This is a genomic window from Solibacillus palustris, assembly GCF_022549215.1.
In the GTDB taxonomy this organism is placed as follows: Bacteria; Bacillota; Bacilli; order Bacillales_A; family Planococcaceae; genus Solibacillus; species Solibacillus daqui.
On the sequence record NZ_JAKZFC010000005.1, the window covers coordinates 230583 to 241894 of the forward strand.

The window sequence follows — 11312 nt, forward strand, 5'->3', positions numbered from 1 at the left end:
GTCAAAATAATCTACACTAAGAACAGAAAAGCTGTTTGAAGTTTTTTTTTCATTTCAAAATGAATGACTGTTCATTCAAAGGAGAAGGGGGAAGTGCTCGTGTCTTACAACATTCAAAAAGTAGCGGTTTTAGGTTCAGGGGTTATGGGTTCAGGTATTGCAGCACATTTAGCAAACATCGGTATTCCTACATTATTATTAGATATCGCGCCAAAAGAGCTTACGAAAGAAGAAGAGGCTAAGGGTTTAACGCTTGATTCGAAAGCAGTAAAAAATCGTTTCGTTAATTCGGCTATGCAAAAATTACTAAAGCAAAAGCCAGCACCACTTTCTACGAAAAAAAATCTAGCCTTAATTACACCAGGTAACTTTGACGATGATTTAGATAAATTAAAAGATGTCGATTGGATTATCGAAGTTATCGTAGAAAAATTAGACATAAAAAAAGGGTTATTCGAAAAGATTGATGCAGTTCGTAAACAAGGCACAATCATTTCATCAAATACATCAGGGGTAAGCATTAACGCGATGGCGGAAGGGCGTTCAGAAGATTTCCAAGCACATTTTCTTGGCACACATTTCTTCAACCCGCCACGTTATTTAAAATTACTAGAAGTGATTCCGTCAAATACGACAAAGCCAGAAGTAGTCGAATTTATGCAAGCATTTGGTGAAGATGTACTTGGTAAAGGGGTCGTAATTGCCAAAGATACACCAAACTTTATCGCCAACCGAATCGGTACGTACGGTTTAATCGTGACGATGAACGAAATGATCGCACGCAACTACTCAGTAGGTGAAGTGGATTCAGTAACAGGTCCAATTATTGGTCGTCCAAAATCAGCAACATTCCGTACGCTAGATGTAGTTGGTTTAGATACATTTGCACACGTTGCCAAAAATGTATACGACCATACGACAGGTGCGGAACAGCAAGTATTTGATGAATCACCGATCTTAAATAAAATGATTACAAATGGTTGGTTAGGCGCGAAATCAGGTCAAGGCTTCTTCAAAAAAGAAGGCAAAAACATTTTAGAGCTAAACTTATCAACATTTGAATATGAGCCAGCGAAAAAGCTCGTTGCGCCATCACTTGAAATGGCGAAGCAGGCAAAAGGTCCAGGCGGCAAATTAAAAACGTTAATTTATGCAAAAGACCGTGTTGGCGAATTATTATGGAATTCATTTGCACCAACATTAATTTACTCTGCACAGCTAACAGGTGAAATTGCAGACGATATCGTAGCAATCGATAATGCCATGAAATGGGGCTTCGGCTGGGCACAAGGTCCATTCGAAATGTGGGATGCAATCGGTGTAGAAAAATCAGTCGAAAAAATGAAAGAAGAAGGCTATGAGATTCCTGCATTTGTAACAGGATTACTAGATAAAGAGCTAACAACTTTCTATTCAGAAATTGAAGGCGACCTAGCATATTACAACGGCACAGAGTACGTAAAAGTACCAGTAAATGAAAAGGCAATCGACTTAAAGCGCTACAAGAAAAAGCATGGAGTTATTAAATCTAATTCAGGTGCAAGCCTAATCGATTTAGGCGATGGTATTGCCTTACTTGAATTCCACTCAAAATCAAATGCAATCGGTTTAGATATCGTGCAAATGATTAACTTCTCGATTGATGAGGTTGAGAAAAATTACAAAGGGCTTGTCATCGGGAACCAAGGCAAAAACTTCTGTGTAGGAGCCAACCTTGCGATGATTTTAATGGAAGCACAAGACGATAACATTTTCGAACTTGATTTCGTTATTAAGTCATTCCAACAAGCAATGCGCCGTATTAAGTACGCAACAAAGCCAGTTGTTGCAGCACCATTCCAAATGGCTTTAGGTGGTGGTGCGGAAGTATGTTTACCTGCTGCTCACATTCAAGCATCTGCTGAAACGTATATGGGACTTGTTGAAGTAGGGGTCGGTTTAATCCCAGGCGGTGGCGGTAATATCGGACTATATGAAAAATTCATTAAAGGCTTACCAAATGGCGTAGAAATAGACTACCAAAATATCGCGAATAAAGTATTTGAAACAATTGCATTGGCAAAAGTTTCAACATCAGGCGAAGAAGCGCGTGAAAATAACTTCTTAGACTTTGCAGATGGAATTTCGGTAAACCCAGATCACTTAATTTATGACGCAAAACAAGCAGCGTTAGCATTAGCGGATGCAGGCTACACAGCTCCTGTGAAAAAGCCTGTGAAAGTAGTGGGCGCACCAGGTTATGCGACATTATTATTAGGCGCTCAAGGTATGTTCGATTCAGGCTTTATTTCAGAGCATGATCTAAAAATTGCGAAAAAGCTTGCCTATGTCATCGCGGGCGGAAAAGTGCCATACGGAACAGAAGTAACTGAAGAATACCTATTAAACTTAGAAAAACAAGCATTTTTAGAACTAGTTGCAGACCAAAAATCACAAATGCGTATGCAGCACATGCTCGTAAAAGGAAAGCCGTTGCGTAACTAATTAAACGTTCATGAAACTATTTCGCTAGCAAGTTCTCTCTTGCTAGCAATCACAAGGGGGAAACATCATTATGCGTGAAGCCGTTATTGTTGCAGGTGCACGAACACCAATCGGTCGAGCAAAAAAAGGAACACTTGCCAATACTCGTCCAGATGATTTTGGTGCAGTAGTAGTAAAAGAAACGTTAAAACGTGCGGGCTATGAAGGTCCAGTTGATGATTTAATTATGGGATGTGCGATGCCAGAAGCAGAGCAAGGTATGAACGTAGCACGTTTAGTTGGTGCGCTAGCAGGTCTTCCAGATACAACGCCAGCATTAACAGTAAACCGCTTCTGTTCATCGGGTTTACAAACAATTGCATATGCAGCAGAGCGTATTATGCTTGGTCACGCAAAAGCGATCGTTGCAGGTGGGACAGAATCAATGAGTATGATTCCAATGACAGGAAATACCGTTCGTTTAAATCCGAAATTAGCGGAAGAAGCGCCACAGTATTACATTGGTATGGGTCACACAGCAGAAGAAGTAGCAAATCGTTACAACGTTAGTCGTGAAGATCAAGATGCTTTCGCGGTACGCTCACATGAATTAGCTGAAAAAGCGATTAAAGAAGGCAAATTCAAAGATGAAATCGTACCTGTTGAAATTGTTGAATACTATGTGGATGAAAACAATCAATTACAAGAAAAGAAAACGATTTTCGATACAGATGAAGGCGTTCGTCCAGGAACATCTGTTGAAGGCTTAGCGAAATTACGTCCAGCATTCAACGTCAAAGGTTCGGTAACAGCTGGTAATGCTTCACAAACATCAGATGGCGCGGCGGCAGTGCTTGTCATGGATCGTGAAGAGGCAGAAAAGCAAGGCATGAAACCACTTGCCAAATTCCTAGGCTTTGCGGTTGGCGGGGTACCACCGGAAGTAATGGGAATTGGTCCAATCGTAGCGGTACCGAAAGCGTTAGAAATCGCGGGCATTACACAAGACCAAGTCGATTTATGGGAAATTAATGAAGCATTCGCCTCACAGTCAATTCAAGTTGTACGTGAGCTAGGCATCGATATTGATAAAGTTAACGTAAACGGTGGCGCGATTGCTCTTGGGCATCCACTAGGGGCTACAGGTGCTATTCTTTCAATCAAGCTAATTAACGAACTAAAACGCCGCGGTGGTAAATATGGTGTCGTAACAATGTGTATCGGCGGAGGTATGGGCGCAGCGGGCGTATTTGAAGTACTGTAAGCGGAACAGGGAACGGAAAAAAATTTCACAGTGGGAAATAAGGAGGAATTTATTATGGAACAAACAACAAACATTATTAAAGGTGGCGGCTTCTTAATCGAAGACGTAGAAATCGAGCGTGTAATTACACCAGAGGACTTCACTGACGAGCAAAAAATGATTGCACAAACAACACAAGAGTATGTGCAAAATGAAGTTGTGCCAGTAATTGAAAACTTGGAGCATCACGAGTTTGAGCACTCTGTACGTTTATTAAAAAAAGCAGGAGAGTTAGGTTTATTAGCTGCAGATATACCAGAAGAGTACGAAGGTTTAGGCTTAGACAAAATTTCTTCAGCATTAATTGGTGAAAAAATGTCGCCAGCGGGTGGTTTTTCTATTACGCACGGTGCACACGTTGGTATTGGTTCTTTACCAATCGTATTATTCGGTAACCACGAGCAAAAAACACAATACTTACCGAAGTTGGCATCAGGTGAGTTAATCGCTGCTTACGCGTTAACAGAGCCAGGTTCAGGATCAGACGCATTAGGTGCGAAAACGACGGCAAAATTAAATGAAGCAGGCACTCACTACATTTTAAATGGTGAAAAACAATGGATTACAAATGCAGGCTTTGCAGATGTATTTGTAGTATACGCAAAAATCGATGGCGATAAATTTACAGCGTTTATCGTAGAACGCACATACCAAGGGGTTTCTGTTGGTCCAGAAGAGAAGAAAATGGGGATTAAATCATCTTCTACACGTACATTAATTTTAGAAGATGCTGAGGTGCCAGTAGAAAACGTACTAGGTGAAATTGGTCGTGGTCACGTAATCGCATTCAACATCTTAAATATCGGACGTTATAAATTAGGAGTAGGTACTGTAGGAGCTTCAAAACGTGCATTTGAGCTTGCAGTAGCGTACACAAACCAACGTCAACAATTCAAAACAAAATTATCAGATTTCAACTTAACGAAAGAAAAAATTGCAACGATGGCATCTCATATTTATGCCTCTGAGTCATTAAACTATCGTACAGTTGGTTACTTCGAGGACCGTTTAAGTCAGTTATCTGAAGTAGAGCAAAAAGACGGTAAAGCAATCGCAGGTGCTATCGCAGAATATGCAATCGAATGTTCAATCGCAAAAGTATTCGGCTCTGAAACATTAGATTATGTAGCAGACGAGGCAGTGCAATTACACGGTGGCTACGGCTTCATGGCAGAGTACGAAGTAGAGCGAATTTACCGCGATTCTCGTATTAACCGTATTTTCGAAGGTACAAACGAAATCAACCGTATGATCGTGCCAGGCACATTCATGAAAAAAGCATTAAAAGGCGAGTTACCGTTATTACAAGTAGCACAAGAGCTACAAAACGAGCTATTAATGTTAATGCCTGAAGAAATTGGCAATGAAGCATTAGAGCAAGAGAAATATTTAGTGAAAAACGCGAAAAAAATTGCGGTACTTGCAGCAGGTGCAGCAGCTCAGCGCTTCGGAGCAAAATTAGATGCAGAGCAAGAAGTTCTTGTAAACATCGCTAACATTGCAAACCAACTATACGCAATGGAATCAGCTGTTATTCGTACGCAAAAAGCAATTGCACGTGACGGTGAAGAAAAAGCAGCACAAAAAATTCTCTACACTCAAATTTTCTGCCAAGAAGCATTTGCAGAAATCGAAAAAGAAGCAAAAGAAACGTTAATCGCATCAGTTGAAGGTGACAATGCACGTTTGATTCTTTCAGCGTTACGTAAGTTAACACGTAACAACCCATACAACTTAATTCTGAAAAAACGCCAAGCTTCAGTGAAGTTAATCGAAGCTGAAAAGTTTGTCGTTTAATCGGTTAAGACAAACGAGATGTGGACTCGGCGTCCCGCATCTCGTTTTAATGTAGATTTATTTCAATAGAATTTCGCTCGATTTGTTATTATATTTCGATTACAATAGAAAAAATTGAACTATACTAAGGGAGCGGAAAAATGACAATTCAATTTATTAACTACCCAAATTGTACAACCTGTAAAAAAGCACAAAAATGGTTAGATGAAAACGGTATTGCCTATGAAAATATTCACATCGTTGAACAAACGCCTTCTAAAGAACAGTTAAAGGCATATTATGAAGCAAGTGGTCTGCCCTTAAAGAAATTTTTTAACATATCAGGCATGAAGTACCGTGAATTAGAGTTGAAAGACAAATTACCAACAATGTCTGAAGACGAGCAATTAGCACTATTAGGATCAGATGGCATGTTAATTAAACGTCCACTCGTAACAGATGGAAAAAAATTAACATTAGGATTTAAGGAGTCTGACTTCTTGGAAACTTGGAAATAACCGTGGAATATCATTGAATTTCCGAACGAAATATGGCAAAATGAACTTGAATATACTACATATTACTTGGAGGTTTTCTCATGAGCACACCAAAAGAATTAAGTTATACAAAAGAGCACGAGTGGATTAAAGTTGAAGGAAACAAAGCAACAATCGGTATTACAGACTTCGCACAATCTGAATTAGGCGACATCGTATTCGTTGAGCTACCAGAAGTAGGCGACGAAATCGCTAAAGATCAACCATTCGGTAGTGTGGAATCAGTAAAAACAGTTTCTGAACTTTACGCACCAGTGTCAGGTACAGTTGTTGCAGTAAATGAAGAATTATCAGATAACCCAGAATTCGTTAACGAATCTCCATACGGTACAGCTTGGATGATTACAGTTGAGCTTTCTAATGAAGCTGAAGTTGAAGAATTAATGGATGCAGATGCATACGCTGAATTAATCGAGCAATAATATTTTAACGTCGAAACCTAGTATGTTTAGGTTTTGGCGTTTTTTGGTTATTAAACTATGGGAGGTGCTTTCATGGGAAAATGTATCATAGTAGAAGGACGTGCAGATAAGTTAAGAATCGAGCCTATTTTAGCAGAGAATGTGACAATTCTTTGTACGAACGGCACAATCAGCGAAGTCGATTTAATTGATTTATTAGCAGCTTACGAGCAAGATGAAATTGTGACATTTTTTGACGCGGATAAAAATGGAGAAAAATTACGAAAGCTCATGAATCGGGTATATCCAGAAGCGCAACAATTTATTATTCCGCAACAGTACAATGAAGTTGAAAAAACACCAATCGTAATATTACGCGATTTATTACAACAGGCAAAATTTTTAGTAAGATAGGAATGACATTACGATGGAACAATGGACAAGAAGCCAATGGGAGCAAAGCGTGCAGCAACATAAAAAAAGCGCACTTTTTATCTATACCCCTATGTGTGGGACATGTGATGTGGCCAAAAGAATTTTAAATGTAATTGAGGAATTACTACCAGATTTACCGATTGGAATGGCAAATATCAATTATTTAGAGAACCTCGCAATAGATCTGAAAATTGAAAGTGTTCCTTGCTTACTTGTTTCTAATAATGGACAATTACAGGAAAAAATTTATGCTTTTCAATCCGTACCATTTTTGTATGAAATATTAAAAAAGTAATTGACGAACAATTATTAGCATGTTAAAGTAACACTCATACAAAACAAACTTAATAGCGTTACTCTTATAAAGAGTGGTGGAGGGAAGTGCCCTATGAAGCCCGGCAACCAGCAATTATTGCAAAGGTGCCAATTCACACAAAGATTATCTTTGAAAGATGAGAGAACGGTTCAACGTATAAATTTGCGAAACCTTTCTACTTGTCGTGGTAGAAAGGTTTTTTGTTTGTTCTAAGAGGCGAATAAGCAAAAAAGCGATTATTGAACATAACGAATAGGTTATTTCAAGTTAAAGGAGTTCAAGCGATGATTGATATACAAAACATAACGAAAGTTTATAAAACAAAAAACGGCGAACTAACTGCCGTCAACGATGTAAACTTGTCAATTAATAAAGGTGAAATTTTCGGAATTATTGGATATAGTGGGGCCGGTAAAAGTACGATGATTCGCTTATTAAACGGTTTAGAAAAGCCAACAACTGGCTCGGTTATTGTCAATGGACAAGATATTGCGAAAGCGTCAGGTAATGAGTTACGTTCAGCTCGCCAAAAGATCAGCATGATTTTCCAACACTTTAATTTACTTTGGTCACGTACGGTTGAGGAAAACATTGCGTTCCCACTTGAAATTGCAGGTGTACCGAAGGCCAAGCGTGCACAGCGCGTAGAGGAATTAATCGAACTAGTTGGTTTAAAGGGGCGCGGTAAAGCGTATCCGTCACAATTATCGGGTGGTCAAAAGCAGCGTGTCGGCATTGCCCGCGCATTAGCAAACAATCCAGAAGTATTACTTTGTGATGAAGCAACATCTGCACTAGACCCAGAAACAACGGAATCGATTTTACAGTTACTGCTAGACATTAATAAGCAAATCGGGTTAACAATTGTTCTGATTACGCACGAAATGCACGTTATCCGTAAAATTTGTAACCGTGTCGCAGTTATGGAAGCTGGTAAAGTAGTAGAGCAAGGGGACGTATTACGAGTGTTCCAACATCCACAAGCACCGATTACGAAAAACTTCGTATCGAAAGCTGCTGGTGAAACGCAAGAAACACAAGCATCGCTAGAGCAAATTTTAACGAATTATCCATCAGGAAAAATTGTGAAATTGACATTTGCTGGAGCTACAACAGAGCAACCGGTCATCTCCCAAATTATTAAGCAATTCGATGTTGTCATTAATATTGTACATGGCAAAATTTCAACTACAACGGGCGGTTCACTTGGTACATTGTTTGTCCATATTGATGGTGACAAGCAGCAAATACAACAGGCACTCCAATTTTTAAAACAGCATGAAATACAAATGGAGGTGATTGAGCATGATTAATCAATTATTTCCGAATGTAAATTGGGACAAAATGCTCGAAGCCACATACGAAACATTGTATATGACAACAGTCGCAACGGCAGTGACATTCGTATTGGGTATTTTAATCGGGATTGTCTTATTTTTAACAAGCGACAATCAACTATGGGCTAATAAAATCGTCCACTTTTTAACGGGATCTATCGTTAATATTTTCCGTTCGATTCCATTTATCGTGCTAATTATTTTATTAATTCCTTTCACGAAGTTTTTACTAGGAACAATTCGTGGTGCCAATGCAGCATTACCGGCTTTAATTATTGGGGCCGCACCGTTTTATGCGCGCATGGTATTAATTGCGCTACGTGAAATTGATAAAGGTGTTATCGAAGCGGCTCGTTCAATGGGTGCGAAAGTGTCAACAATCATATGGAAAGTACTAATTCCAGAAAGCTTACCGGCGCTTATTTCAGGGATAACAGTAACAGCGGTAGCACTTGTAGGCTATACAGCGATGGCTGGTATTATCGGTGCAGGTGGTCTTGGAAACTTAGCCTTCCTTGATGGTTTCTCTCGTAATCGTACAGACGTTACATTTATGGCGACCATTATTATATTAATCATTGTATTTATTATTCAAATTATTGGTGATAGCATTACAACAAAAATTGATAAACGATAGTTAGTGGCAATTGCGCCGTAATTATATAGCCATTACTTATCGAACAAGCATCTCTTAACTTGATGAATCAAGTTAAGCCTCCGGCGGATGTCACAGATTTTTAGAGGAATTTTTCGAGCAAACTCGAAAAAATCTGGACGCAATTACGCCGAGGCGTAATTGATTAAGAGGTGCCTCTGTATAGTGAATATCCAGAATATAAAAAATGTTCGAAAAGTTTAGGTGAGAAAAAATATAGAATAGAGGAAAAAATGATGAAAAAATTATTATTTTCAGTAGTATTAGGTGCTTCAATCCTTGCATTAGCAGCATGTGGAACAGATGAAAAATCAACAACAGGCAGTGATTCAACAGCAGAGCCAACAACATTAGTAGTAGGTGCTTCAAACACACCTCATGCGGTTATTTTAGAACAAGTAAAACCAATTTTAGAAAAGCAAGGCATTACATTAGAAATTGAAACTTACCAAGATTACGTATTACCGAACCAAAACTTAGATTCTGGTGACTTAGATGCCAACTACTTCCAACACATCCCTTATTTCGAAGGACAAAAAGCGGAATTTGGTTATGATTTTGTAAACGCTGGTGGTGTTCATATCGAGCCAATCGGTATTTACTCTAAAAAATATGCATCTTTAGAAGAGCTTCCTGAAGGTGCAACAATTCTATTATCAAACTCTGTAGCTGACCACGGTCGTATGCTTTCATTACTTGAAGCACAAGGCTTAATTAAATTAGCTGATGGTATCGATAAAACAAAAGCAGAGCTTAAAGATGTTGTAGAAAATCCAAAAAATTTAGTGTTTGATCATGATACAGCTCCAGAAATGTTATTCCAAATGTACGATAACGAAGAAGGTGACGCGGTATTAATTAACTCAAACTTCGCAATCGACAACGGTATTAACCCATTAGAAGACGCAATCGCAATCGAGTCTGGTGATTCACCATACGTGAACATCATTGCTGTTCAATCTGGTGATGAAGATTCAAAAGAAATTAAAGCATTAGTTGAAGCATTACACTCAAAAGAAATTCAAGACTTCATCGTAGAAGAATGGGGCGGCTCAGTAGTTCCAGTTGACGGGAAGTAACATAATAATTGTATTTACAAAAAAACCATTTTCCAGTTTGTTCTGGAGAATGGTTTTTTGATTATTGAAACCTCGACAGACGTGAATAGAACTTGGATACAAAATCCACAAATACTTGTTCAGATGGAGCAAGGTCCCGTGTTGTTGGCGCGATGATGCCGACCGTTCTACGGATTGTAGGACTTGCAATTGGCATCTTCACCGTCATACGCGGTGTCGAATCGTAAAGTGAGCTTTCCGGGAGTAGTGTAACTCCGATTCCTGCAGCAACTAAACCTTTCAATGCATCCATATCTTCACCCTCAGATGTAATCTTTGGAACGAAGCCGGCTGAACGACAAGCGTCGACGGCAACTTTTTGTAAAATATATCCTTCTGGGAACAATACAAAGTTGTCATTTTTTAAATCAATTAAATGAATTGAGTCTTGTTTTGCTAATGGATGTGTCGCGGGTATTAAAGCGTGAATGCTTTCACTAAAAAGTACGGTTGTTTCTATCGCCTCATCTTTTGGTGGTAATGGACCAAGTAATGCTAAATTAAGTTCACGATTTTTTACGGCTTCAATCAAATATTTATAGGAACCTTGGCGTAAATGGAATGAAATATCTGGGTACTCTTTTTTGAATGCAGAAATGATGGTTGGTAAAACATAGCTAGCTAAACTTGTAGGAAAGCCAACTTTAATTGTTCCTTTTGCTGGGTCTAAATACTCTTCAACTTGCTTGGCAGCAAAATCGATGGCCTTCAGTGCGGTAATGCTGTGCTCTAAAAAAGTTTTACCAATCGGTGTCAGTTTGACGTTACGTCCGACACGTTCAAAAAGTGGTGCTCCGAGCTCTTCTTCTAAATTGGCAATTTGTCGGCTAATTGCAGACTGTGCAACGTGTAAATACTCAGCAGCTTCGGATATATGTTCACGTTCTGCTACCTCGACAAAGTAACGTAATTGTCGTAATTCCATAAATCCCACTCCATTCATCTAAAAAG

The 11312-nt window shown here is 39.0% G+C and carries 11 protein-coding genes and 1 riboswitch; of the genes, 10 read left to right on the top strand and 1 reads right to left on the bottom strand.

What is annotated here, in order from left to right:
* Positions 1 to 99 precede the first annotated feature (99 nt).
* From LZ480_RS14030 to LZ480_RS14075, 10 genes are all read left to right on the top strand, one after another.
* The gene (locus LZ480_RS14030; protein ID WP_241370157.1) at positions 100 to 2484 is read left to right on the top strand and encodes a 3-hydroxyacyl-CoA dehydrogenase/enoyl-CoA hydratase family protein; all 2385 of its coding nucleotides are present in this window, start codon (positions 100 to 102) and stop codon (positions 2482 to 2484) included.
* 70 nt (positions 2485 to 2554) lie between these two features.
* Positions 2555 to 3727 carry an acetyl-CoA C-acetyltransferase gene (locus tag LZ480_RS14035; protein ID WP_241370158.1) on the top strand — a complete coding sequence of 391 codons (1173 nt, stop codon included), beginning with the start codon at positions 2555 to 2557 and terminating at the stop codon, positions 3725 to 3727.
* Between the two features lie 54 nt (positions 3728 to 3781).
* Positions 3782 to 5563 (top strand): acyl-CoA dehydrogenase family protein, encoded by a 1782-nt coding sequence (locus tag LZ480_RS14040; RefSeq protein ID WP_255731450.1) that lies wholly within the window; start codon positions 3782 to 3784, stop codon positions 5561 to 5563.
* A gap of 140 nt (positions 5564 to 5703) precedes the next feature.
* The gene (locus LZ480_RS14045) at positions 5704 to 6060 is read left to right on the top strand and encodes an arsenate reductase family protein (RefSeq protein WP_241370159.1); all 357 of its coding nucleotides are present in this window, start codon (positions 5704 to 5706) and stop codon (positions 6058 to 6060) included.
* 80 nt (positions 6061 to 6140) lie between these two features.
* The gene (gene gcvH, locus LZ480_RS14050) at positions 6141 to 6521 is read left to right on the top strand and encodes a glycine cleavage system protein GcvH (RefSeq protein ID WP_241370160.1); all 381 of its coding nucleotides are present in this window, start codon (positions 6141 to 6143) and stop codon (positions 6519 to 6521) included.
* 72 nt (positions 6522 to 6593) lie between these two features.
* On the top strand, positions 6594 to 6914 hold the full coding sequence (locus LZ480_RS14055) for a toprim domain-containing protein (RefSeq protein ID WP_241370161.1): 321 nt from the start codon (positions 6594 to 6596) through the stop codon (positions 6912 to 6914).
* A 13-nt stretch (positions 6915 to 6927) separates the two neighbouring features.
* On the top strand, positions 6928 to 7230 hold the full coding sequence (locus tag LZ480_RS14060) for a thioredoxin family protein (RefSeq protein WP_241370162.1): 303 nt from the start codon (positions 6928 to 6930) through the stop codon (positions 7228 to 7230).
* A 61-nt stretch (positions 7231 to 7291) separates the two neighbouring features.
* Positions 7292 to 7394, top strand: a riboswitch (SAM riboswitch).
* A 141-nt stretch (positions 7395 to 7535) separates the two neighbouring features.
* Positions 7536 to 8564 carry a methionine ABC transporter ATP-binding protein gene (locus LZ480_RS14065; protein WP_241370163.1) on the top strand — a complete coding sequence of 343 codons (1029 nt, stop codon included), beginning with the start codon at positions 7536 to 7538 and terminating at the stop codon, positions 8562 to 8564.
* Positions 8557 to 9225: a methionine ABC transporter permease gene (locus tag LZ480_RS14070; RefSeq protein ID WP_241370164.1), complete on the top strand. Its 669-nt coding sequence runs from the start codon at positions 8557 to 8559 to the stop codon at positions 9223 to 9225. The genes LZ480_RS14065 and LZ480_RS14070 overlap by 8 nt, the downstream gene beginning before the upstream one ends.
* Positions 9226 to 9479: 254 nt before the next feature.
* Positions 9480 to 10322, top strand: a complete 843-nt coding sequence (locus LZ480_RS14075; protein ID WP_241370165.1) for a MetQ/NlpA family ABC transporter substrate-binding protein — start codon at positions 9480 to 9482, stop codon at positions 10320 to 10322.
* 61 nt (positions 10323 to 10383) lie between these two features.
* On the opposite strand, the gene LZ480_RS14080 is transcribed toward LZ480_RS14075, so the two are convergent.
* A complete protein-coding gene (locus LZ480_RS14080; RefSeq protein WP_241370166.1) occupies positions 10384 to 11286 on the bottom strand; it encodes a LysR family transcriptional regulator in 903 nt (300 codons plus the stop codon).
* Between the last annotated feature and the right edge of the window lie 26 nt (positions 11287 to 11312).

Bases quoted from the DNA above. Each gene is read 5' to 3' on its own strand.
- LZ480_RS14035 (WP_241370158.1), top strand. From the start codon at position 2,555: ATGCGTGAAGCCGTTATTGTTGCAGGTGCACGAACACCAATCGGTCGA.
- LZ480_RS14040 (WP_255731450.1), top strand. From the start codon at position 3,782: ATGGAACAAACAACAAACATTATTAAAGGTGGCGGCTTCTTAATCGAA.
- LZ480_RS14045 (WP_241370159.1), top strand. From the start codon at position 5,704: ATGACAATTCAATTTATTAACTACCCAAATTGTACAACCTGTAAAAAA.
- gcvH (WP_241370160.1), top strand. From the start codon at position 6,141: ATGAGCACACCAAAAGAATTAAGTTATACAAAAGAGCACGAGTGGATT.
- LZ480_RS14055 (WP_241370161.1), top strand. From the start codon at position 6,594: ATGGGAAAATGTATCATAGTAGAAGGACGTGCAGATAAGTTAAGAATC.
- LZ480_RS14060 (WP_241370162.1), top strand. From the start codon at position 6,928: ATGGAACAATGGACAAGAAGCCAATGGGAGCAAAGCGTGCAGCAACAT.
- LZ480_RS14065 (WP_241370163.1), top strand. From the start codon at position 7,536: ATGATTGATATACAAAACATAACGAAAGTTTATAAAACAAAAAACGGC.
- LZ480_RS14070 (WP_241370164.1), top strand. From the start codon at position 8,557: ATGATTAATCAATTATTTCCGAATGTAAATTGGGACAAAATGCTCGAA.
- LZ480_RS14075 (WP_241370165.1), top strand. From the start codon at position 9,480: ATGAAAAAATTATTATTTTCAGTAGTATTAGGTGCTTCAATCCTTGCA.
- LZ480_RS14080 (WP_241370166.1), bottom strand. From the start codon at position 11,286: ATGGAATTACGACAATTACGTTACTTTGTCGAGGTAGCAGAACGTGAA.